This window comes from Virgisporangium aliadipatigenens (assembly GCF_016863615.1).
In the GTDB taxonomy this organism is placed as follows: domain Bacteria; phylum Actinomycetota; class Actinomycetes; order Mycobacteriales; family Micromonosporaceae; genus Virgisporangium; species Virgisporangium aliadipatigenens.
In genome coordinates this window covers 19850-41745 of the sequence record NZ_BOPF01000024.1, presented here as the reverse complement: position 1 = coordinate 41745, position 21896 = coordinate 19850, and the positions used below count along the sequence as shown (strand labels likewise).

Below are 21896 nucleotides of genomic sequence, written 5' to 3'. Positions count from 1 at the left end.
AGGCGCGACACCACAGCGCTTCACGATGAGCTCCCGCAAGCGTCCGCTCATGACGGCTCGACCATCATCACGCCCACCCCGCGAACGGTGTGCAGGTAGCGCGGCTGCGCCGCGGTCTCGCCGAGCTTGCGGCGCAACCACGAGATGTGCACGTCGATGGTCTGCTCCTCCCCGATGCGGGCCTGCTGCCACACCTGGGTCATCAGCTCCCGTCGGCTGACGACCTTTCCGGCCCGTTCGGCAAGGTACGCCAGAACGTCGAACTCCCGCCGGGTCAGGCGCAGCGGCTCGCCCTCGAGGGTCGCCTGCCGCTGTTGCGGATTGATCACCAGGCCGCCGACGGTGATGTTCGGGACGGCGTCGTCCCCGCCGGAACGGCCCCGCCGCAGCACCGCCGAGATGCGGGCCAGGATGTGCCCCCCGCTGAACGGCTTGGTCACGTAGTCGTCGGCGCCGGCGTTCAACAGCGAGATGATGTCCACCTCGGAGCGCCGCGCGGTGGCGACGATCACCGGCACGTCGGAGACCGAACGGATCATCCGCAGCGCGTCGGCGCCGTCGATGTCGGGCAGGCCGAGGTCGAGGATCACCAGGTCCGGCTTGTTCTCGGTGACGATGCGCAGCGCGTCGACCGCCTGACCGGCCGTGCGCACGACGTGACCGGCGTCGGTCAGCGCACGGCTCAGCGCCGCCGTGATGATGCGGTCGTCCTCGACCAGCAGGATCAGGGCCATGCCGATCACCATAGGCTCATCGGCGACCGGTATGGACCAGTGGGCGGTCGGCACCTTCGGCGGGCCGGCGGATGGTGGCAAGTCGGGGCATCGATGGTCTAATGGCGCCGTGCGTGCGTCTCAGGTCTGGGTGCCGGTGCTCGGGTGGTGCGCGTCCACCCTTGCCAGCATCGCCGTCGGCATGGTGGCGTTGCAGCCGGTGCTGCGGGCGGCGGCTCCTCCGCCGGCCCCCGACCTGGCGGCGCGCGCCCCGCAGATCGCCGGCCAGCCGGCCCCGTCGCTGCCCTCGGCGCTCCCCTCCGCGACGCCCTCGGGCAGCCGGTCGGCGGGCCCGTCCGCGACCGGTTCGCCGCGCGCCGCGAGCCCACCGGCCGCCGGTGGCGCCGAGAAGACGCCGACCGTCGTGGACGGCTGGACGGTCACCACGAGCGCCGACGGCACGAAGACGTACATGCGCTCGTTCCGGGTGGCGGGTGGCCAGGCGGTGATCCGGATGACGCCCGGCAAGGTGACGCTGGTGTCTGCCACGCCGAATCCGGGCTACTCGGTCGACACCGTGCAGAACGAGCCGGGCAACCTGGCGGTGCAGTTCACCGAGGCGAACCACTACTTCATCATCCACGCGCTGTGGCACAACAACGCGCCGTTCTCCGAGGTGAGCGAAGTGGGTAACTAGCCCATTACAGTGAGCGGATGTCCCCCGACGTCGACGTGCTGATCGTGGGCGCCGGGCTGTCCGGCATCGGGGCGGCGTGCCAGCTGCGCCGCCGAAGCCCCGGCCGGACGTTCGCGATCCTGGAGGCGCGGGAGCGCGTCGGCGGCACCTGGGACCTGTTCCGCTATCCGGGGGTGCGCTCCGACTCGGACATGTTCACGATGGGGTACCGGTTCCGGCCGTGGACCGCGCCGGACGCCGTCGCCGCCGGTGAGACCGTCCTCGGCTACGTCCGCGACACCGCCCGCGAGTACGGGGTGGACAGACACATCAGGTTGGGGCACCGTGCGGTCCGCGCGGAGTGGTCCAGCGACCGTGCACAGTGGACAGTCTCGGTCGAACGCCCATCGCACGGCGACCTCGTCACCTACACGTGCGCGTTTCTCTACTGCTGCACCGGCTACTACCGCTACGACGCCGGCTACACCCCGCCGCTGCCCGGTGTCGAGTCGTTCGACGGCACCGTGGTGCATCCCCAGCACTGGCCGGATGCGTTGGACTGGGCCGGGAAGCGGGTCGTCGTCATCGGCAGCGGCGCCACCGCGGTCACGCTCGTGCCGGCGCTCGCCGAGCGGGCGGCGCACGTGACGATGCTGCAGCGCACGCCGTCGTGGATCGTCAGCCGTTCGGCGCGGGACCGGACCGCCGACCGGCTGCGCCGCCACCTGCCGGCCCGCGCCGCGCACCGCCTCGCCCGCTGGCGCAACATCGTCCTGCACCTCGGCGTGTACGGGTACTCGCGGCGCCGGCCGGAGGCGATGAAACGCTTCCTGCGCAAGGGCGTCGAGGCGCGGCTGCCCCCGGGATACGACGTGGACAGGCACTTCACGCCGCCGTACGACCCGTGGGACCAGCGGCTGTGCGTCGTGGCGAACGGCGACCTGTTCCGGGCCATCCGGACCGGCCGGGCGACGGTGGTGACGGACCACGTGGAGACGTTCACCCGGAACGGAATCCGGCTGCGGTCGGGCGGCGAGCTGGCCGCGGAGCTCGTCGTGACGGCGACCGGCCTGGAACTGCTCGCGCTCGGCGGCCTGGCGCTGACCGTCGACGGACGGGACGTCGACGTCGCGGAAACGGTGGCGTACAAGGGAACGATGCTCTCCGGCGTCCCGAATCTGGCGCTCGCGCTCGGCTACACGAACGCGTCGTGGATGCTGAAGGCCGACCTCGCCGCCGAGTACGTCTGCCGGCTGCTCAACCGGATGGCCCGCCGCGGCGAGCGGATCTGCCTGCCGCTCGCGCCCCGCTCCGGCGCGCGGCTGCCGCTGATCGGCCTCAGCTCGGGGTACGTGCGGCGCGGCGCCGCGCGGATGCCGAAGCAGGGGATCGCACCGCCGTGGCGCCTGCACCGGAACTACCCTCGGGACATGCTGACGATGCGCTTCGGCCGGCTCGCCGACGCCGGGATCCGGTTCTCGTGAAGAGATTCCGCTTCCCCGGCGGGACGGCCGTGGTCACCGGAGCGGCGAGCGGCATCGGTGCGGCGCTTGCCGCGGAGTTGGCGTCGCGGGGCATGCGCCTGGTGCTGCTGGACCGCGACGCGGCCGGCCTGGCGAGGGTCCACAGTGGACTGTCCGATGTGGACGTGACCACGCACGTGGTGGACCTGTCCGACGCCGCGGCGATTTCCGCGGTGGCGCAACGGGTTCCCGACGTGCGGCTGCTCGTCAACAACGCCGGTGTCGCCCTGGCGGGGCGCTTCGACGAGGTGACGCTGGAGGAGTTCGACTGGCTCATCGCGGTGAACTTCCGCGCCGTGGTGCACCTGACGCACGCGCTCCTGCCGGCGTTGAAGGCCGAGCCCGGCTCCCATCTGGTGACCGTCTCCAGCCTGTTCGGCCTCATCGCGCCGGGCGGGCAGGCGGCCTACTCGGCGAGCAAGTTCGCGGTGCGCGGGTTCACGGAGGCGCTGCGGCGGGAGTTGACGCGCGACGCGGTCGGGGTGAGCGTGGTGCACCCCGGCGGCATCCGCACCCGCATCGCCGCGAACGCCCGCGTCGGCAGCGGGGTCGACCGTGCCGAACTGGTCGCCGGCCTGCGCCGCATCGACCGCCTGCTGCGCATGCCCCCGGAACGGGCGGCGCAGATCATCGCGCGGGGCGTGGAGCGCCGCAACCCGCGGATCCTGATCGGCGCCGACGCGAGGCTCCTCGACCTCGCGTCCCGCGCCTGGCCCCGCCGGGTCCCGTGAGCGCCGTCGGGCGGCCCCGGCTCGCCGATCTTGCAGTCGTGGTGGGGACTTACGGGGCCGTAACGGGACGCTTCGGTCGCCACAAGTGCAAGATCGACGCGGCGCCGAGGCCGGCCACGATGATCAGCGGCCAGGACCAGGCCGCCGCGGCCGGCGGCCCCGCCCCGGCGACCCGGGCCAGCGCGTAGGTCCCCACGAGAAGAGCGCCCAGCGCCGAGCCGGCCAGCTCCGCGAACGCCACCCCGGTGGCCACCGGCGCCGCCCCCTCCGGCGGCAGGTCGTCGAAGGCCCGCGCGGAGAGCACCGCGTACCCGACCCCCATGCCGAACCCGGCGACCGTCCACACCACCACCGTCACCCCGAACACCACCGGCGGCGCGACCAGGCCCAACGCGCCCGCCAGGAACATGCCACCGAGCACCACCAGCGACCCGAACACCACAGCCGTCCCGCGCGCCGCCGCCGTGAGGCTGCCACCGGCCAGGCGCAGCCCGGTCAGCGACCACGCCGTGAAGCTCGCCCCGACGGCCACGCTGCTCGCCACCACCCCGAAGTGCAGCGCCTCGACGACGACGAGCGCGATGAGGGCGTTCCCGCCGAAGTAGGCGAGGCAGAGGCCGAAGAGCCCGAGAACGGTCCGCAGCCGGTGCGCCTCGTGGCGGGCGGCCGGCCGGAGGATCCGCACGCTGAACGCCACCGCCGTCGCACCGCCACCGATCAGCAGCGGCAGCCCCCACACCAGGGGCAGGACCGGCGCCACGGACATGGCGACGAGCCCGGCCAGCACCAGCGGCCCGTTGTGCACGTCGACCCGCTTCTCCTCGCGCTGCCACGGGACGTCCGCCGCGTACCGGCCCACGAGGATGCGCGCCACCACGACGACGAGGGCCGGCCACGCCATCGCCCACCGCCACCCGAACGCCACCGTCAGCGCGGCGTTCAGCACGGGGCCCAGCAGCGACGGCAGGAGCCAGACGACGGCGAAGAGGCCGAGGACCCGCGCCCGCAGTTCGTCCTCGAACAGGGCACCGACGGCGGTGAGCCCGAAGCTCGCCAGCAGTCCGGCCGCGATGCCGCGCACCACGGTGCCCGCGAGCACCACCTCCATCGACCCGGCCGTCGCGACGACGAGCACGCCGAGCGTGTGCAGAACGGTCCCGAGCAGCAGCATCCGCTGCGGGGAGAGCCGTCCGGTGAGGCCGGAACCGGTCGACAGCACAAGGATCGTGACGAGCGAACCGGCGGCGAGCGTCGCCCCGTACAGCTCGGTGCCGTCGAGTTCGCGGGCGGTCACCGGCAGCACGGTCGCGTAGGCCACCCCCTGCACCGCCGACCCGAACTCCGCCGCGAGAAGCCCGACCAGCAGCCGCCCCCGCCGCCCGGCGAAGACGGCCCGCAAGGATCCCATCGGGCCATTATCAGTAGGCGACCCCGACGGGCTGCCGGACGGTGGCCGGATCGGCGAGGACGGCGAGCATCGCGTGCGCCACGTCGGGCGGCGAGACCGTGTAGCCGCGCGGAACGTTCGCCCCGATGACGGTGCGGTAGCGACCGCTCAGCGGCCGGTCGACGAACTTCGGTGGCCGCACCACGGTCCACTCCGTCCCGCTCTCGCGGATCAGGGCCTCCATCGCGCGCAGGTCGTCGTAGGTGGCGCGCAACACCCGCCCGATGAACGGGAAGAGCAGCCGCCGGTTGAGAAAGTCGGGCGGCGGCGGTCCGGCCGGCGCGGCACTCAGGGCCACGAACCGCATCGCCGGCTTCAGCGCGGCGAGAATCCCCCGCGTGGCCACGGTGGCGACCGGCCCGTCCTTGGCCCCGCGCGGCCCGATCGCGGACAGCACCGCGTCGCACTCCGCCACCGGCGGCGGCGCGTCGAGGCCCGGCACCCGCACGGTGCGCACCCCCTCGGGCGCCTCGAAGGAGGCCCGCTCCCGCACCACGGCCGTCACCGTGTGGCCGGCCGAAAGGGCCTGCCGCACCACGTGTCCCCCGACCCGTCCGCTGGCCCCGAACACCGTCAGTCGCATACCGATCCTCCCCCGGTCCGGTAACTTGAGCCCACAACTCAAATATTATGAGGACAGTATCATATGAGTTCCAAAATAAATGCGGCCCTGGGCCGGGAGATCCGCGACTCGCTCCGGGAGATGCGGATCCAGCTCTCGACGCTCAACCACCGCGTCGGCAGCAGGCTCGGGCTGAAGGACGCCGACCTGGACTGCCTGGACCTGATCAACCGTGCCGGCCCGATCAGCCCCGGCGCGCTCGCCAGACGGGCCGGACTGCACCCGGCGACCGTCACCGGCATCCTCGACCGCCTCGAACGCGGCGGCTGGGTGGCCCGCGAGCGCGACCCCGCCGACCGGCGCGCCGTGGTGGTGCGCCCGGTGCAGGAACGCGCCGCCGACGTGCTGCACCTCTACGCCGGCATGAACCGCGGCATCGCCCGCATCTGCGCCGACTACGACGAGGCCGAACTGCGGGTCGTCGCCGACTTCCTGCGCCGCACCGCCGAGGCCGGACGTCAGGCGACCGAAGAATTGTGATCGAGTAGGTGCCACACCCTGGCACCTACCTCCTCGACAGTGATCCCAACAGCCGATCACGAAACGAGGATCACCATGAGCGTCACCACCGCCGTCCACCTGAACTTCCGCGGCGACGCCCGCGCCGCACTGGAGTTCTACGCCGACGTCGCCGGCGGACAGCCGGTCATCGTCACGTACAAGGACTCCGGCGCCGTCACCGACCCCGCCGAGGCGGACCAGGTCATCTGGGGCCAGGTGCGCGCCGACAACGGCTTCCACGTGATGGCGTTCGACGTGCCGGCGGCCCGGCCGTTCAGCCGCGGCGACGCGTCGTTCTACGTGTCGCTGCGCGGCGACTCCCGCGAGGAACTGACCGCCCTGTGGGAGAAGCTGAGCGACGGCGGCACCGTCGTCGTGCCGTTCGGGCCGTCGCAGTGGGCGCCGCTCTACGGCATGGTCACGGACCGCTTCGGCATCACCTGGGTGCTGGACATCGCCGCGTTCTGACCGCCACGGAGATCGATGTGAATCCTGTTGCGCGACACGCCGACGAGGCCGCGACAGGATTCACATCGATCTTCACGGGACTATCGCCCAGGGGACCACGTTCGGCACGGCCTCGCGCTCGAAGAAGCGCATCACCTCGGCGTCGGTGTGCCGGAGGCTGAAGTGGGTCAGCACGAACAGGGTCGACGGGTTCGCCTCGACGATCGGCCGCAGTCCGCTCCACACCACGTGTCCCACCTCCTCCGCGCGCGTGGCCAGCGCGTCGTCGAGATACGTGCACTCCATGACGATGACCGGATAGTCGAGCAGCCACGGAGCGGCGTCGAAGACGCGCGGACCGGTGTCGCCGAGGAACGCGAACATCGGCCGGCGCAGCTCGCGATCCACCTCGTCGCCGGCCGCCCGCCGTTCCTTCAGCAGCCGGCCGAACTCCGCCGGCGTCACGCGGGTGCGCAGTTCCTCGTACTCGGGGAGCAGCGCGCGGCCGACCGACGAGAACGCGTACCCCACGCACGGGACCTTGTGGACGCAGTCCACGACCCGCACCGCGTGCCCGCCCCGGCGGCCGAAGACGAACGAGTCCCCACCGGCGACGCCGTGCAGGCGCACCCCCGGCAGCGTCTCGACGTCGTGCGCGTTGTTCAGCGCGTACGAGGCCCGCAGGAAATCCGTGACCCGTGGGAGCATCACGGCCGGCACGTAGACGTCGACCCCACCCGCGCGGGCGGCCAGGTACGCCAGGTCGGCCGCGTGGTCGGCGTGGGCGTGCGTCAGGAACACCGTCTCCGGCTGCCGGCCCTCCACGAGGCCCGCGTCCAGGCCGCAGCGCAGTTCGGGAACGTGGAAGAAGGTCTTGTCGTTGGCCCGCGAGTAGCCGGTGAGCGTGATGCCCGCGCCCGGCGGCTTCCAGGTGAGCCACTGGCGTGCGGAGATGTCGAAGCGGGTCGGCGCGCTCACGAGACGCGGAGGGCTGCCGCGGCCGACTCGGCCACCTTGCGGGTCTCCGGGGAGAGTTCGTCGGGCGTGGGCACGGTCTGCGCCGCCGCGAACGCCGTCACGTCCACCGAGAGCACCAGGTTGTCGTCGACCGCCCGCACCAGGTACTGCACCGACGGCTTGCCCGCCGTCTCCACGCGGCACAGGTGGGCGCCGGACTCCAGCACGCCGACGGGGAAGGCGACGACCGCCGGTGGCTCCGTCGAGAGCGCGCACACCGGGGCGGACGGGTTGGATGACCCCGCGAGCTTCGCCGCGGCGGCGGTCTTGTACAGGTGCGCGTCGACGGTGACCATGACCGTGCGGCTGGGGCCGGCGAAGTCCTGCGTGCCCTGGTAGTTGCAGCTGAGCCAGGTGGTGTCGCCGACACCGCGTTCGTCCCGCTTGGTGGCGGCCACGGTCGGCACGAACTTCTGCAGGCCCGTCACGTCGACCTTCGCGCAGAAGTCGTCGCTCTTCGCGTAGCGCGGCTTGGCGTCGGCCGGCGTCGGCGACGGCTTCTTCGGCGGATCCGAACAGGCCGTCAGCCCCACGAGCACGATGAGTAACGCAGCGATCGCCTTCGACACCCAGCCACCATAGAGCGACCGTCAACATCGGGCAGGTCGACCGACGGCACCCCCTCAGCGAACCACCGACGGTGACCAGGCCCCCTCGATCACCATGCGCGGCGCACCCGTTCCGTCGGCCGGCACCGCCCACACGTCGCTGCCCGCCTCCGTGTCGTCGACCCGGCCCAGGCCGTACAGGACCGTGTCGTCGTCGAGCCACTCGGCCTGGTCGTCGACGCTGCGCGGCTCCGCCAGTTCGACGACCGCGCCGGTGCGCAGGTCCAGGACCGACAGGCGCCAGCGGCCCGCCGGCAGGTCACCATGCTTCTTGAACGCCACGCGCGTGCCGTCGGGCGACAGTGACGGACACTCCACGTCCGGCCGCAGTGCGGTCAGCCGGCGGGTCGACAGCCGCCCCTCGACCAGCCACGTCCTGCCACCCGACGCGGCCGTCGCGTAGAACCGGTCGTCGTCGGCGAACGTCACGCCCCAGAAGTTCCGGTCGGCAGCCGTGACCACCCCGCCGTCCACGAGGAGCGTGAAGCTCTCCAGGTCCACGCCCGGTTCGTCGCCGCGCACCCGCGTGATCGTGGTGCGGGTGCTGAACTGTCCCGGACTGTTGTACGAGTCGCCGGTGACGAACGCCGTCGTCGCGAGCAGGGTCCCGTCGGCCGACAGGCGGGTGCGGCTGGACAGCCCGGGCACGGATGCCAGTTCGCGGGTGGTGCGCCACTGCCGATCCAGCAGGAGCACGCGGTACGTGGGGGCCAGTCCGCCGCTGGTGGCGAGGCAAATGGTCGTTCCCCCGCGGGTGTAGGAACGGCTGCACGACGGCGGCGCCAGGGCGCGGGCACCGCTCGGCGCGGACGCCGGGACCATCGCCAGGCGCCCCTGCTCCGCGCCGGCGAGCGTGTTGCGGAACACGATGCGCGGCGCGGCCGACACCGAGGCGAGGTCGCCCGGGTACGCGCGATCCGGGGTCGCACCCGCTCCGGCGGCGTGCTCCCGTAGCACGTAGCCGACGGCGCCGCCGGTGCTGAGCACCAGGACGGCGACGACGCCGAGAATCCGGACGTTCACAACTGACCAGAATGCCGACGCCCGGGTGCAGAACGGTTGCGCGGCGGACTCAGGTGCGGAGGAACTTGAGCACGGCGAGCACCCGCCGGTGATCCGTATCCGTAGGCGGCAGGTCGAGCTTGGCGAAGATGTTGCTGACGTACTTCTCGACCGCGCTGTGGCTGACCCGCAGCGCGTCCACGATGCCGGCGTTCGAGCGGCCCTCGGCCATCAGCCGCAGCACCTCCTGCTCGCGCGGCGTCAGCCGGTCCGTCGGGTCGTCGCGACGGCGCAGTAGCAGCTGGGCCACCACCTCCGGGTCCAACGCCGTGCCGCCGGCCGCCACCCGGCGCAGCGCGTCGAGGAAGTCCGACACGTCGGCGACGCGGTCCTTGAGCAGGTAGCCGACGGCGCTGGTGCGCGTGGAGAGCAGGTCGGTGGCGTAGCGTTCCTCGACGTACTGGCTCAGGACGAGCAGCGCGATCGCCGGGTACTGCCGGCGGATGGCCAGCGCCGCCCGGATGCCCTCGTCGGTGTTGGTGGGCGGCATGCGCACGTCGGTCACGACCAGCTCCGGCCGGTGCGCGTCGACGGCCTTGAGCAGTTCCTCGGCGTCGGAGACGGCCGCGACGACGTCGAACCCGTCGGCCGTCAGCAGCTTCGTCAGGCCGGCGCGCAGCAGCACCGAGTCCTCGGCGAGAACGACCCTCATGGTTCCTCCGGGGTGCAGGGCAGCTCGGCCGTCACGGTCGTGGGGCCGCCGGGCGGGCTGCGCACGTCGAGTGTGCCGTCCACGGAGGCGGCCCGTCGCGCCAGGCCCCGCAGGCCGGTGCCGCGTTCGGGGTCGGCTCCGCCGTTGCCGTCGTCGGTCACCACGATGCGCAGAATGGTGCCGGTACGTTCCACGCTCACGTCGGCGTGTCGCGCCCCGGCGTGCTTGGCGACGTTCGTCAGGGCCTCGGAGACGATGAAGTAGGCGATGGCCTCCACGGAGGGCGGACAGCGCTCGTCGACGTCGACGCGCAGCCGCACCGGGAACGGGGCGCGGGCGGCGATCCCGGACAGGGCGGCGTCGAGGCCGCGGTCGTTCAGGACGGCGGCGTGCAGGCCGCGGACGAACTCGCGCAGCTCGGTGAGGGCCAGCTTGGCCTCGTCGTGTGCCTCTCGCACCGCCTCCCGCGCCCGGTCGAGGCTCGCGCCGTCGCGGTCGAGTGCGGCGCGGGCCATGCCCAGGTTCATGGCCAGGCTCACCAGGCGCTGCTGCGCGCCGTCGTGCAGGTCGCGTTCGATGCGGCGGCGTTCGGCGTCGGTGGCGGCCACGATCTCGGCCCGGCTGCGGGCCAGCGCCGCCACCTGCTCCGCCAACTCGTCGGCGCGGCTGCGGCCGAGCAGTTCGCGCGCCGCGAGCGTGTCGACGTGGGCCAGCCCGCGGGCCACCCACGGCGCGCCGAACAGCAGCGCCGGCGCCAGCGCGGTCACGGTCACGCCGAAGCCCGGGTACCAGTCGTCGTTCCAGTCGCCGGCGACGAACCCGACCGCCACCGGCACCGCCGACCAGCAGGCGAGCAGCACGCCCCCGCCGACGACGCCGATGAACAGCGCCACGACGTGGTAGGTCAGCTGGCGCCCGGTCGCCGGCGAGCGCCATTCCCGCACCAGCCGCCGCAGGCCGCTCCCCTCGACCGGCAGCGGCCGGGGCAGGTCGACGCCGAGCAGCCATCGGAACCGCGCCCGTTGCAGCCGTCCCGCGGCGCGGATGAACCACAGCAGCGGCACCGGCGCGCCGAACGTCCACAGCACGTACACGGTCACCAGCGCCCACGTGCCGGTCGGCCCGGCCAGCAGGCTGAACAGCGCCGCCCACCACAGCACCAGCAGTGTCACCAGCACCGACGCCACCAGCAGGCCCAGCACCAGGCCGGCCAGCGCGTGGGCGGTGGCGCGCCAGGTGCGCGGCGCCCAGAGGGCGCGGAGGGCGTTCATGGGCCCACGGTAGAAGTGCGGCACCGGCAGCACGATCCGGTCGGCCCTCCGTCCGGGGTGCGGAAAACCCCACCGTCCGTAGGATCGGCGGAATGCGGCTCACTCTCACCACGATCAACATCGGTGCGCCGGATCCCGGTGCGCTGGCCCGCTTCTACGCGCGGCTGCTCGGCTGGGAGATCGCCACCGAGGAGTCCGACTGGGTGGTGCTGCGCGACCCGGCCGGCGGGGTCGGGCTGTCGTTCCAGACCGAGGATCCCTACGTGCGGCCGGTGTGGCCGTCCGGGCCGGGCGACCCGCAGATGCAGATGCACCTCGAGATCATGGTCGACGACCTGGACGCCGCCGCGGTGTGGGCGAAGGAGTGCGGGGCCGTCATGGCGGAGTACCAGCCGCAGGACGACGTGCGGGTGCACCTCGATCCGGCCGGGCATCCGTTCTGTCTGTGGCTGGGCTGAGCACGTCGCTTTCCGCTGTCGGGCCGAGCAGGTCCGGCAGCGTGAACCAGAAGCGGCTGCCGCCGCCGTCGTTCGGCTCGACGCCGATGCGGCCGTGGTGGCGGTCCACGACCCGTTTGCAGATGGCCAGGCCGAGGCCGGTCCCCGGGTAGCCCTCACTGCCCCGGGCCCGCTGGAACGTGGCGAAGACGACGTCGCGGTCGGGTTCGGCGATGCCGATGCCCCGGTCGGCCACGTCGACGCGCCATCCGTCGCCGGTCGGCCGGGCGGTCACCGCCACGTACGGGTCGGTGCCGGGGCGCACGTACTTGATGGCGTTCCCGATGAGGTTGTCGAGGACCTGACGCAGCAGAACGGGGTCCGCGACCACGGTGGGCAGCTGCCCGATCTCGACCTGCGGCGGCTCCTCCAGGGTGGCCCGGCGGACGGTGAGCACGTCCTCGACGAGGTCGCCGAGCGCGACGGGCTGCGGGTGCAGGGTGGCGTCCCGGGCGGTCGCGTACATCAGCAGGTCGTCGATGAGGGCGCGCATCCGCCGGGTGGCGGCGGCCATCCGGTCCAGATAGCGGCGGGTCACCGGGTCGAACGCGTCCGCGTGGTCCTCGGCGAGGATCTCGGTGTACCCGGCGATGGCGGTCAGCGGCGACTTCAGATCGTGCGCGGCCACCCCGGCGAACGCCTCCAGTTCCGCTTCCCGTTCGCGCAGCCGGGCCTCGGTCTGTTCGCGCCGCGCGATGTCGGTGCGCAGCGCGGCCGTGGCCTCCTCGACCCGCGCCAGTGCGCGGTTGCGGGCGGTGGCGAGCGTGCCGACGAGCGCGGCGAGCAGCAGTGTCACCAGCGTCCCGAACCACGTCACGACGGCCGGCAGCGATCCCGGCAGCCCGTCGTCGATGGCGCCGGTCGGCTGCACGCTCAGGTGCCACGAACGCCCGCCGACGCTGACCGTGCTCTCCCGCCGCAGGCCCGGTTCGTCCAGCGCCGCACCGTCGGCGACGGACGCGACGCGCACCGCGGGCGCCCCGGCGACCGACGCGTCGGAGAGCGTGATGGCGACGGTCCGCTGGGCGGCCTGGCGCAGCGTCTCGGTGATGAAGTCGCCGCCCCGCAGCCCCACCATGATCCACCCGCGGAACGCCCCCGCGTCCGGCGTCCCGTCGCCGCCGTAGACCGGCGCCACGAGCACGAACGACAGCTGCCGCCGCTCCTCGGGCAGGTTCCGGTCGCGCAGCAGAACGTACGTGCGGCTGGCCGTCACCTGGCCGCTGGCGCGGGCGGCGTGCAGCGCCTCGGTGGGTTCGCTCGCGACGGTCAGGTCCTTGCCCGGGACGACGACGGAGTTGTCGAGCGCCCGGCTGAGCACGGAGAACAGGTGTTCCGGCCGGTCCCCCTCGGGAGTGAGCGTGAGGTCGCGGGCCCCGCGGTCGCGCCACTTCGCCTGCACGGCCGCGACGTCGGGCGTGTTCACCGGGACGATGAACGCCACGGCGGTGGCGCCGGGCAGCCTGGTGCGGCTGGTGCGCGAGGTGATGGCGGCGAAGTCGGTGGCGGTGAGGTCGGTCTGCGCGCCGACGGCGGCGGCGAGGTCGGCGACGGTGTCGGTGTAGCGGCGCGCCTCGGCGGCGACGGCCTGCTGGACGGCGAGCGCGCGCTGGTCGACGACCTCGGCGAGGCGGCGGTCCTGGGCGTCGCGCACCGCGGTCGCCACGCCCCCGGTGGCGAGGGCGCCGGCGACAAGGGTGGTGAGGACCAGCAGTGCGCTGAAGCGCCACCGCGGCCCGATCCGGAGCGTCCGCCATATCGCCACCATCACCCACCCATCGGCACGACGGTGGCGTAACCTGAGGCGCCACGACGTGCAACCCCAGGGTTGCACGTCGGATCGGATCGTGCCAGGCTGCACGGCATGGACAGGATCGAACGGGAAATTCTCATCGAGGCGCCGATCGCCCGGGTCTGGACACTTGTCACCCGCCCCGGCTGGTGGATCGGCGACGGCGATCCGTCGGTGCACACGTTCACCGAGAAGGACGGTCACGTCGTGGTGCACGACCCGAAGTACGGCGACTTCCCCATCCACCCGGCCGGTTCCGACGAGCCGCGCTACGTCGCATACCGTTCGCCGTGGGCCGGTGCGAGCACGCTCGTGGAGTTCTTCCTCAGCGAGTCCGGCGCCGGCACGCTGCTGCGCGTCGTGGAGAGCGGGTTCGACTCGCTGGAGCTGAGCGACACCGAGCGGGGCGAGGCCGTGGACGGCAACACGAAGGGGTGGGAGGCGCAGATGGCCCACGCGAAGCGGCTCACCGAGTGAGCGACCCCCTGAGCGCGGTGCTGGTGGCGCTCGCCGACCCGACCCGCCGCGACCTGATGGCCGCCCTCGTGGACGCCGGTTCGGCCACCGCCACCACGCTCGCCGGCCGGTTGCCGGTGACCCGCCAGGCGGTCGACAAGCACCTGCGGGTCCTCGCCGACGCCGGGCTCGTCGCCGGATCCCGCGCCGGCCGCGAGGTCCGCTGGACCGCCCGCCCGGACGTGCTGGACGAGTCGGCCCGCGCCCTGGCGCAACTGGCCGCCCGGTGGGACCGCCGGCTGCACGCCCTCAAGCGGGAGGCCGAGGAGTAGTCACTCCCAGCGGAACAGCTTCGCGGCGGCGGCGGCACACCCCGCGGCCACCGCCGCCAGGAAGCCGAGCATCAGCCACTCCGGCCGTTCGCCCAGCCAGGCGTCCTGCACCGTCTGACGGAACGCCCCCAGCGGCGTGAAGTCGCCGATCCGGGCCAGCACGTCCGGCATCGCCTCCTTCGGCAGGTACACGCCGGCGAAGAACATCGACGGGAAGAAGAGCAGGAAGCCCCAGCCGCTGCCGCCGCGCGCCGTCTTCGCCACCGACGCGATGAGCAGACTGATCGAGAAGACCGCCGCCAGCCCGAGCACCATCGACACCAGGAACCACGGCACGCTGCGGGGCAGGTGCATGCCGAGCGCCGACATCCCCACGACCAGCACCAGGCCCAGCGACACCAGCACCAGGCCGATGTTGATGAGCAGCTGCGCGCCGAGCACGGTCGACGGCTTGACCGGGGTGGTGGCGAGGCGGCGCAGGAGGCGGCGTTCGCGGTACATGGTGAGGTACGTCGGCAGCACCGTGAACGCCAGCACCGCCACGGCGACGGTCAGCGCCAGCGTCGGCAGCACCGAGTCGATCGCGGTCAGCCCGCCGAGCCCGGGATCCGGCCGACGGCTGCTGTCCGGCAGCCCGAACGCCACCACCAGCCCGAGCGGGATGACGAGCGTGAGCGGAATACTGATCATGTCGCGGGCCAGCAGCTTGAACTCGACCCAGGTGAACTTGGCGAGGGTATTCAACTGACATTCCCTTCGGTGGTGAGGGCGACGAACGCGTCCTCGAGGTTGGCGGCGGTCGGGACGGACTCGACGAGCCCGCCGGGCGTGTCGAGCGCCACGACGCGACCCCGGTCGATGACGGCCACGCGGTCGCAGAGCCGTTCCGCCTCGTCCATGAAGTGGGTGACCAGCAGGACGGTCACGCCCCGGTCGCGCACGGCGGACACCAGTCGCCACGTCTCGCGCCGGGCGTGCGGGTCCAGGCCGGTGGTGAGCTCGTCGAGGATCGCGACCTTCGGGTCGCCGATCAGCGCGAGCGCGATCGACAGCCGCTGCTTGAGGCCGCCGGAGAGCTTGGCGTAGGCGGTCCTGCGATGCCCGTCGAGCCCCAGGTCCCGCAGCAGCGCCGCCGGGTCCGCGGGCCGTTCGTAGAAGCTCGCGTACAGGTCGAGCGCCTCCCAGACCTTGAGCTTGTCCGGGAGCTGGCTTTCCTGTAGTTGAACGCCCAGAGCCCGGCGCACCGCGTCCCGTTGCGTGCGCGGGTCGAGGCCGAGCACCGAGACGCGTCCCGCGTCCGGCACGCGCAGTCCGGCGACGCACTCGACCGTGGTGGTCTTGCCGGCGCCGTTCGGGCCGAGGATGCCGAAGATCTCGCCGGACTCGACGGAGAGGCTCACGCCGTCGAGCACGACGCGCTCGCCGTACCGCTTGGCGAGCCCGCTGATTTCAATCACTGCCATGCCGGAAAAGCTATGCAGCGCGACGTCGCGCGGTAATGCGCCTGGGCACCGGGCCCGGGGTGCACTTTTCCCCACCCCGCACGGGGGCCGGGCGCACTGCGCCCGACGGAGCGGCTCGGCGAGGATGGGGGCGTGATCCCCTGGCGAGCCCGCAACGCGATCGCCCTCCTGCGCGGAGCGGCGCTGTTCGGGCTGTCCCTGGTCGGGTTCGCGGTGTTCGCCGGCACGCTGCTCACGCGGTGCGTGGCGGTCATGCACCCGACGGTGTGGGCGCGGGCGTTCACCGGGTGGTGCCGGCTGCTGGCCGGGCGGTGGACCGGGCGGGAGATCGCGTCGCCGTACCGGCCGTCGTTGCCGCCGCCGGCCCCGGAGGCCTCCTTCTGGGGGCGCTACCAGGGCTTCCTGGAGTGGATCAACGACGACCCGGCCACCGGGCGCGACGACACGTGGCTGTTCGCGACGCCGTTCGCGGGCGGGCTGGTGGCGCTGCTGCCGGCCGGGGTGCTCGGCGTCGGGGTGGCGGCGCCGTTCGTGCTGCCGTGGGCGGCGCCGTGGCGGGTGCTGGCCGGTCTCGTGGCCGTGCTGGCCGCGTTGTCGTTCGCGCCGGCCGCGTTGGCGCTGTACGGGCGGTGGACGGCCGCGCTGCTCGGGCCGCAGCGGGTGCCGCGCACGTCGACGGCCTGGGTGGCGCTGGTGCGCTGCGCGTCGCTGTGCGGGCTGTCGATGCTCTCGGCGCTGGTGTTCCTGACCCAGGTCGCCGGGATCCTGCTGTCGTTCGGGCTCGGGCTCGTCTTCGCGTTCGCGCCGGCGGTCGAGCACACCCGCTGGCTGCCGAACCTGCGGCGGCGGCTGGCGCACGACTGGTCCACAGTGGACGTTCCCCAGCCGTACCGGCCGCGCCCCGGGCCGCTCGCGCCACGCGCCGACGGGAAGTACTACGACGACTACGGGATCGGGTACAGGACGCCGGCGGTGCCGCAGTGGAGCCGCCGCTTCACGTGGCTGTTCCGGGATCCGGCGACGTGGCGGGACCTGCTGTGGCTGATGCTGGATCCGGTCGTCACCGGTGTGCTGACGGCGATCCCGGTGGCGCTGGCGCTCTACGGCACGCAGGGCCTCGTGCTCGCTGCCGTGTGGACGCGGTTCACCGACGGGGACGACGGCGACTGGTACGGGGCCGTCGCGGGAATCCGCTGGGCGGCGGTGCCGGTGGGCGTGGCGCTGACCGTGCTCGCGCTCGCGATGTCCCGCACGACGGTGCACGTCGCGAACAACTGGGCCGCCGCGTTCCTGCGCCCCACCGCCAAGGCGGCGATGGCACTGCGCATCGAGCGCCTCACCGAGACCCGCGCCGACGCGACCGAGGTGCAGGCGGCCGAACTGCGCCGCATCGAACGCGACCTGCACGACGGCGCGCAGGCCCGGCTGGTGTCGGTCGGGCTCACGCTCGGCGCCGTGGAGGCGTTGATAGACAAGGATCCCGCGGCGGCCAAGGCGTTGGCGGCGCAGGCGCGGGAGACCGCCGCGAAGGCGCTCGCGGACCTGCGTGACCTGGTGCGCGGCATCCACCCGCCGGTGCTGGCCGAACGCGGGCTCGGCGACGCCGTGCGCGCGTTGGCGCTCGACTCGCCCGTGCCGGTGGACGTGCGCGTCGAACTGGCCGGGCGCGCGTCGCCGGCGGTCGAGGCGGCCGCGTACTTCGCCGTGGCGGAGACGATGACCAACGCCGTTCGCCACGGCGGGGCGAGCCGGATCGAGGTGCGGGTCCGGCACGCTGAAGGCGTTCTATATCTGGAAGTGCGGGACGACGGTGCGGGCGGGGCGGACCCGGATGCGGGGACGGGCCTGCGCGGGGTGCGTCGGCGGCTCGGTACATTCGACGGGACCCTCGCCGTGGACAGCCCGAAGGGCGGTCCCACCACCGTCTCGATGGAGCTTCCGTGCGCGTTGTCCTCGCCGAGGACCTCCCCCTCCTCCGGGAAGGCCTGATCGCGCTGCTGCGCGCGCACGACTTCGACGTGGTGGCGGCGGCCGCCTCCGGCCCCGAGCTGGCCGCCGCACTGCCGGCGCACCGGCCGGACGTGGCGGTGGTGGACGTGCGGCTGCCGCCGACCTTCACCGACGAAGGGCTGCGCGTGGCGCTCTCGGCGCGACAGGCGATGCCCGGGCTGCCCGTCCTGGTGCTGTCCCAACACGTGGAACAGCTGTACGCGCGCGAACTGCTCGCCGACGGCACCGGCGCGGTCGGCTACCTGTTGAAGGACAGGGTCTTCAACGCGGAGCAGTTCGTGGACGCGGTGCGGCGGGTCGCGGCCGGCGGGACGGTGATGGACCCCGAGGTGATCGCCAAGCTGCTCGTGCGGCCGGCGGTCAGCAAGCCCGTCGCCCGTCTCACCCCTCGGGAGCGCGAGGTGCTCGACCTCATGGCCCAGGGCCGCTCCAACGCCGCCATCGCCCAGCGGCTGCACCTGTCGGACAGCGCGGTCGGCAAGCACACGGCGAGCATCTTCACCAAGCTCGACCTGGCGCAGTCCGACGACGACAACCGCCGCGTGCTCGCGGTGCTCGCCTACCTCGACGGCGGCGCGTAGGCCCCGGTCAGCTCCCGGCCGATGCGGGCCAGTTCGGCGCGCACCTCGTCGGGCTCGACCACCTCGACGGCGCTCCCCCAGCCGGCGAGCTGCTCGGCGACGGAGCGGTGCAGGTGTGCCCGCACGGTCATCCGGACGCGGCCGTCCTCCTCGCCGAGGACGTCGCAGTGCCGCCCGAAGTGATCCCGGATGATCCGCGCGTGCCGTGGCTCCGCGAGAACGGTCGCGCGCACGCCGGAACGCCGTCGCTCCATGGCCTCCACGACGGCACCCCACTCCGTCGCGAGGTCGAAGTCGGCGCGCTGCTCGAAGGTCTCTCCGGTGCGGTGCGGCTGGTGGATGCGATCGACGCGGAAGGTGCGCTGTCCCTCGGGTGTGTCGGCGATCAGGTACCAGACGCCGTCCTTCTCGGCGAGGCCGAGCGGATCGGCGCGCCGCTCCTTCCCGGTGCCTCCGGGGTAGGCGAAGCGCAGGCGCTGTCGTGCGATGACCGCCTCCTGGAGCGGGGTGACCGCCGCCGGCCGGTCTCGCGGGGCGTCGCCCCAGGCGGCCGGGTCGACCGTGACCGCCGCGGCGGCGGCCTCCGCCTCGGCCCGGAACGTGCCGGGCAACGCCCGCATGAGCTTGCGCAGCGCGGATCCCAGCTCTCCCCCACGGCCCGCCCGCCCCACGGTTTCGGCGCCCGCCGGCCCCACGGTTTCGGCGCTCGCTCGCCCCACGGTTTCGGCGCTTGCCCGCCCCACCAGGAGGAACAGTGCCCGCGCCTCGCCGGCGGTCAGGCCGCTGAGGTCGGTCCGCGCGCCGCCGACCAGCGACCACCCGCCGCCCCGGCCCGGCTGCGGGTACACCGGCACCCCGGCGGCGGCCAGCGCCGCCAGGTCCCGCCGCGCGGTCGCCACGGACACCTCCAGGGCGTGCGCCACGTCGGCGGCGGTCACCCGCCCCCTGGACTGCATCAGCAGCAGGACGGCGACGAGACGATCGGCACGCATGCCCTCGACCCTCTCCGTAAAAGTGCTCAGGAGGTGAGCACTTTACCGCCGAGACTGGTGACCATGTTGCGAGGACTTGCCACCGTCAGCTACTTCACCGACGACATGAGCGCCGCCCGCGCCTGGTACACCGAACTGCTCGGCATCGCGCCGTACTTCGCGCTGCCGGTCGACGGCCCGCCCGCCTACCTGGAGTTCCGGGTCGGGCCGCACGAGGACGAACTGGGCATCATCGACCGCCGCTACGCCCCGCCCGGCGCGTCCCACCCGCCCGGCGGAGCCGTCGTGTTCTGGCACGTGGACGACGTGGAGTCCGCCGTCGAGCGGCTCGTCAAGATGGGCGCGACGATCCACGAACCGATCACCCCGCGCTCGGCCGGATTCGTCACCGCGTCGGTCGTCGACCCGTTCGGCAACGTGCTGGGGGTCATGTTCAACCCGCACTGGAAAGAAATCTCCGCCCGCGTGTAGAGACGCATCGGCCGGCTCCGACCAGGGCGGAACACACACCGCACGCAAGGAGCCGACCATGCGCAAGCTGATCTACTGGGTGCACACCTCGCTCGACGGTTTCATCGACGGCCCGAACGGCGCGTTCGACTGGCCGGTCTTCGCGCGGGAGATGCAGGCGTACGCGCACGAGGTGCACGGGGGCGTCGACACGTTCCTGTACGGGCGCAAGGTCTGGGACATGATGTCCGCCTACTGGCCGACCGCCGACGAGAACACCGACGAGGAGCACGCGCTGACGTTCGCGCCGATCTGGCGTTCCACCCCGAAGGTGGTCTTCTCGAACACGCTGGAGAAGGCCGACTGGGACACCACGGTCGTCGGCGGCGACATCGCCGCGGCGGTCCGCGCGATGAAGGCCGAACCCGGCCGGGACCTGCTGCTCAACGGCGGTTCGCAGGTCGCCGTCGAACTCGGCGCGCACGGCCTCATCGACGACTATCAGGTCTTCGTGCACCCGGTGATGCTCAGCGGCGGCACCCCGCTCTTCCCCGGCGGGTTCGACCGCCTGAACCTGAATCTCCAGGGGTCCCAGGTGCTCGACGGCCAGGTTGTCCTCACCCGCTACACGAAGCGCTAAATCCGTGGCGGGCCCGCACCGGCGGCGGCTACGGTGCGGGCTCGTTCCCGATCGAGGAGGCCGTCATGTACCCCGACCACGAGAGCTCCTTTTGAGCCGACCAGCAAGCGCCGCAGGGGGTTCCCTCTAGCGAGACGCAGGTCAAACGCGGTTCCCGCGTCGTGCATCACGACAAGGAGCTGATCGAGAAGCTGGGCGGCAACGACCCGTGCCCGTGCGCCTCCGGGCGGCGGTTTCAAGCGGTGCTGCCGCGCCGGCGGCCGCTATGACGACACCAACGGGCACTACTACGTCCGCGATTGAACGCACTCGAGGTGCTCACGTGCGCCGGGAGGTCAGCAGCGGCACGACCTCCTCGCGCACCGGCACCTTGAAGCGTTCCTCGAAGCCGTCGACCAGCCCGGCCGGCAGCGTCGCCTCGCCGCAGAACGCCGAGCGCAGCGACGACGTGTCGTAGCGCGTGACGTCCGGATGGGCCACCAGCGCCCCGAACATCGACGGCACGCCGGCGAACGTGGTGACCCGGTCGCGCTGGACGGCGGCGAGGGCGGCGCCGGCGCTGAAGCGTTCGAGCAGGGAGACCGTGGCGCCGTGGCGCACCGCCGTCACGAGCACCGCCGACAGCCCGAACCGGTGGAACAGCGGCAGCGCCCCGAGCAGGACGTCGTCGCGCCGGATGTCCTCGTGAGTGCCCATGTGCAGCTGGAAGTGGGTCAGCTCCGGCGGGTCGCCGGCCATGAGCGCCGCCACGTCCTCGGGTTCGCGGTCGACGGGCGGCTCGACGGGACGGCGCGGGTCGAGCAGGTCCGCGAACGGCCGCGCCGCGGCGAGGTCCGGCCCCGCCGGCGGCGTCGCGGGCAGCCCCACGGCGCAGGGCGTCGTCGGCACCGGGTATCCCGAGACGAACACGTCGTACACCGCGGCCGAGTCCGCCCCGTCGAGCGCCGCGCCCAGCGACGACACGCCCGTCACGAACGCCCGCGCCGACGCCTCGTCGAGGCACCGCGCGATGTCGCCGGCCCGCAGCGTCACGCCGAACGGCACCGCCACCAGCCCGGCCTTCAGGATGCCGAACCACGCCACCGCGAAGTCGACCGTGTTGGGCAGTTGCAGCCCCACCGCGTCGCCGGGTACGAGCCCGCGCGCCGCGAGGTTGGCCGCGACCGCCGACGAACGGTTGTCGAGATCGCGGTAGCTGATCCGGTTGAGACCGCTGATGAGAGCGGGCTTGTCGGGTACCGCACGGGCCGACTCGGTCAGGATCGTCGCCAGATTGAACATTTCTCACGCCTCCGCCGCGGAGCGTACCCACAGCGGGCGGGGCCTTCGTGCGGCTTTGCCGAAACCTGGACCTGGCCGGAGCGGCCCGGAGGGCGTATCGGCGCTGACGATCGTCAAACCATCCACTGTGGA

Annotated in this window: 25 protein-coding genes and 1 pseudogene; 13 read left to right on the top strand and 13 right to left on the bottom strand. The window is 72.9% G+C overall.

Going from position 1 to position 21896, the window contains the following annotated elements; translation table 11 throughout:
• Nucleotides 1-47 precede the first annotated feature (47 nt).
• Entirely contained in the window at nt 48-734 is a 687-nt protein-coding gene (locus tag Val02_RS29490) for a response regulator transcription factor (protein ID WP_203902517.1), read from the bottom strand.
• A gap of 109 nt (nt 735-843) precedes the next feature.
• On the opposite strand from Val02_RS29490, the gene Val02_RS29485 reads away from it, so the two are divergent.
• The 3 genes from Val02_RS29485 to Val02_RS29475 are packed head-to-tail and all read left to right on the top strand — an operon-like array spanning nt 844 to nt 3643.
• Nucleotides 844-1410 (top strand): DNA mismatch repair protein MutL, encoded by a 567-nt coding sequence (locus Val02_RS29485; RefSeq protein WP_239153423.1) that lies wholly within the window; start codon nt 844-846, stop codon nt 1408-1410.
• Between the two features lie 17 nt (nt 1411-1427).
• The gene (locus Val02_RS29480; protein WP_203902516.1) at nt 1428-2873 is read left to right on the top strand and encodes a flavin-containing monooxygenase; all 1446 of its coding nucleotides are present in this window, start codon (nt 1428-1430) and stop codon (nt 2871-2873) included.
• Nucleotides 2870-3643, top strand: coding sequence for an SDR family NAD(P)-dependent oxidoreductase (locus Val02_RS29475; protein WP_203902515.1), 774 nt, complete (start codon nt 2870-2872; stop codon nt 3641-3643). Before Val02_RS29480 ends, Val02_RS29475 begins: the two co-directional genes overlap by 4 nt.
• A 49-nt stretch (nt 3644-3692) precedes the next feature.
• Here Val02_RS29475 and Val02_RS29470 read toward each other — a convergent pair whose 3' ends face one another.
• Together Val02_RS29470 and Val02_RS29465 are read right to left on the bottom strand one after the other, a co-directional pair.
• Nucleotides 3693-5051, bottom strand: coding sequence for an MFS transporter (locus Val02_RS29470; protein WP_203902514.1), 1359 nt, complete (start codon nt 5049-5051; stop codon nt 3693-3695).
• A gap of 10 nt (nt 5052-5061) precedes the next feature.
• Nucleotides 5062-5673, bottom strand: coding sequence for an NAD(P)-dependent oxidoreductase (locus Val02_RS29465; RefSeq protein ID WP_203902513.1), 612 nt, complete (start codon nt 5671-5673; stop codon nt 5062-5064).
• Nucleotides 5674-5736: 63 nt separating this feature from the next.
• Here Val02_RS29465 and Val02_RS29460 point away from each other — a divergent pair, with 63 nt between their 5' ends.
• Together Val02_RS29460 and Val02_RS29455 are read left to right on the top strand one after the other, a co-directional pair.
• Complete coding sequence (locus tag Val02_RS29460; protein ID WP_203902512.1) at nt 5737-6192, top strand: MarR family transcriptional regulator; 456 nt, start codon at nt 5737-5739, stop codon at nt 6190-6192.
• Between the two features lie 75 nt (nt 6193-6267).
• A complete protein-coding gene (locus Val02_RS29455; RefSeq protein ID WP_203902511.1) occupies nt 6268-6681 on the top strand; it encodes a VOC family protein in 414 nt (137 codons plus the stop codon).
• A 72-nt stretch (nt 6682-6753) separates the two neighbouring features.
• Here Val02_RS29455 and Val02_RS29450 read toward each other — a convergent pair whose 3' ends face one another.
• The 5 genes from Val02_RS29450 to Val02_RS29430 are packed head-to-tail and all read right to left on the bottom strand — an operon-like array spanning nt 6754 to nt 11270.
• The gene (locus tag Val02_RS29450; RefSeq protein ID WP_203902510.1) at nt 6754-7638 is read right to left on the bottom strand and encodes an MBL fold metallo-hydrolase; all 885 of its coding nucleotides are present in this window, start codon (nt 7636-7638) and stop codon (nt 6754-6756) included.
• Entirely contained in the window at nt 7635-8246 is a 612-nt protein-coding gene (locus tag Val02_RS29445; protein WP_203902509.1) for a hypothetical protein, read from the bottom strand. The genes Val02_RS29450 and Val02_RS29445 overlap by 4 nt, the downstream gene beginning before the upstream one ends.
• A gap of 54 nt (nt 8247-8300) precedes the next feature.
• The gene (locus Val02_RS29440) at nt 8301-9308 is read right to left on the bottom strand and encodes a TolB family protein (protein WP_203902508.1); all 1008 of its coding nucleotides are present in this window, start codon (nt 9306-9308) and stop codon (nt 8301-8303) included.
• 49 nt (nt 9309-9357) lie between these two features.
• Nucleotides 9358-9999: a response regulator gene (locus Val02_RS29435; protein ID WP_203902507.1), complete on the bottom strand. Its 642-nt coding sequence runs from the start codon at nt 9997-9999 to the stop codon at nt 9358-9360.
• The gene (locus Val02_RS29430) at nt 9996-11270 is read right to left on the bottom strand and encodes a sensor histidine kinase (protein ID WP_203902506.1); all 1275 of its coding nucleotides are present in this window, start codon (nt 11268-11270) and stop codon (nt 9996-9998) included. Before Val02_RS29430 ends, Val02_RS29435 begins: the two co-directional genes overlap by 4 nt.
• Nucleotides 11271-11362: 92 nt before the next feature.
• Between Val02_RS29430 and Val02_RS29425 the strand changes: the two genes are divergently transcribed.
• Nucleotides 11363-11728, top strand: a complete 366-nt coding sequence (locus Val02_RS29425; RefSeq protein ID WP_203902505.1) for a VOC family protein — start codon at nt 11363-11365, stop codon at nt 11726-11728.
• Here Val02_RS29425 and Val02_RS29420 read toward each other — a convergent pair.
• On the bottom strand, nt 11646-13535 hold the full coding sequence (locus Val02_RS29420; RefSeq protein WP_203902504.1) for a sensor histidine kinase: 1890 nt from the start codon (nt 13533-13535) through the stop codon (nt 11646-11648). The two genes, Val02_RS29425 and Val02_RS29420, sit on opposite strands and share 83 nt — an antisense overlap.
• A 96-nt stretch (nt 13536-13631) precedes the next feature.
• Between Val02_RS29420 and Val02_RS29415 the strand changes: the two genes are divergently transcribed.
• Both Val02_RS29415 and Val02_RS29410 read left to right on the top strand, forming a co-directional pair.
• Nucleotides 13632-14036, top strand: coding sequence for an SRPBCC domain-containing protein (locus Val02_RS29415; protein ID WP_203902503.1), 405 nt, complete (start codon nt 13632-13634; stop codon nt 14034-14036).
• Nucleotides 14033-14347 (top strand): ArsR/SmtB family transcription factor, encoded by a 315-nt coding sequence (locus Val02_RS29410; RefSeq protein ID WP_275415625.1) that lies wholly within the window; start codon nt 14033-14035, stop codon nt 14345-14347. Before Val02_RS29415 ends, Val02_RS29410 begins: the two co-directional genes overlap by 4 nt.
• Here the strand turns inward: Val02_RS29410 and Val02_RS29405 are convergent, their stop codons facing one another.
• Together Val02_RS29405 and Val02_RS29400 are read right to left on the bottom strand one after the other, a co-directional pair.
• Entirely contained in the window at nt 14348-15091 is a 744-nt protein-coding gene (locus tag Val02_RS29405; RefSeq protein ID WP_203902502.1) for an ABC transporter permease, read from the bottom strand.
• Between the two features lie 59 nt (nt 15092-15150).
• Nucleotides 15151-15810: pseudogene (locus Val02_RS29400) on the bottom strand (ABC transporter ATP-binding protein); the annotation flags it as partial.
• 132 nt (nt 15811-15942) lie between these two features.
• On the opposite strand from Val02_RS29400, the gene Val02_RS29395 reads away from it, so the two are divergent.
• Together Val02_RS29395 and Val02_RS29390 are read left to right on the top strand one after the other, a co-directional pair.
• Nucleotides 15943-17799 (top strand): sensor histidine kinase, encoded by a 1857-nt coding sequence (locus tag Val02_RS29395; RefSeq protein WP_239153422.1) that lies wholly within the window; start codon nt 15943-15945, stop codon nt 17797-17799.
• Nucleotides 17751-18401, top strand: coding sequence for a response regulator transcription factor (locus tag Val02_RS29390; RefSeq protein WP_203902500.1), 651 nt, complete (start codon nt 17751-17753; stop codon nt 18399-18401). The genes Val02_RS29395 and Val02_RS29390 overlap by 49 nt, the downstream gene beginning before the upstream one ends.
• On the opposite strand, the gene Val02_RS29385 is transcribed toward Val02_RS29390, so the two are convergent.
• Nucleotides 18380-19393 (bottom strand): helix-turn-helix transcriptional regulator, encoded by a 1014-nt coding sequence (locus tag Val02_RS29385; protein WP_203902499.1) that lies wholly within the window; start codon nt 19391-19393, stop codon nt 18380-18382. The genes Val02_RS29390 and Val02_RS29385 overlap by 22 nt on opposite strands.
• Nucleotides 19394-19456: 63 nt before the next feature.
• Here Val02_RS29385 and Val02_RS29380 point away from each other — a divergent pair, with 63 nt between their 5' ends.
• The 3 genes from Val02_RS29380 (at nt 19457) to Val02_RS48730 (ending at nt 20752) form a co-directional block, all read left to right on the top strand.
• Nucleotides 19457-19864 (top strand): VOC family protein, encoded by a 408-nt coding sequence (locus Val02_RS29380; RefSeq protein WP_203902498.1) that lies wholly within the window; start codon nt 19457-19459, stop codon nt 19862-19864.
• Between the two features lie 58 nt (nt 19865-19922).
• Complete coding sequence (locus Val02_RS29375) at nt 19923-20483, top strand: dihydrofolate reductase family protein (RefSeq protein WP_203902497.1); 561 nt, start codon at nt 19923-19925, stop codon at nt 20481-20483.
• Between the two features lie 161 nt (nt 20484-20644).
• Nucleotides 20645-20752: an SEC-C metal-binding domain-containing protein gene (locus Val02_RS48730; RefSeq protein ID WP_203902496.1), complete on the top strand. Its 108-nt coding sequence runs from the start codon at nt 20645-20647 to the stop codon at nt 20750-20752.
• A gap of 49 nt (nt 20753-20801) precedes the next feature.
• Here Val02_RS48730 and Val02_RS29365 read toward each other — a convergent pair whose 3' ends face one another.
• Entirely contained in the window at nt 20802-21764 is a 963-nt protein-coding gene (locus Val02_RS29365; protein ID WP_203902495.1) for an AMP-binding protein, read from the bottom strand.
• Between the last annotated feature and the right edge of the window lie 132 nt (nt 21765-21896).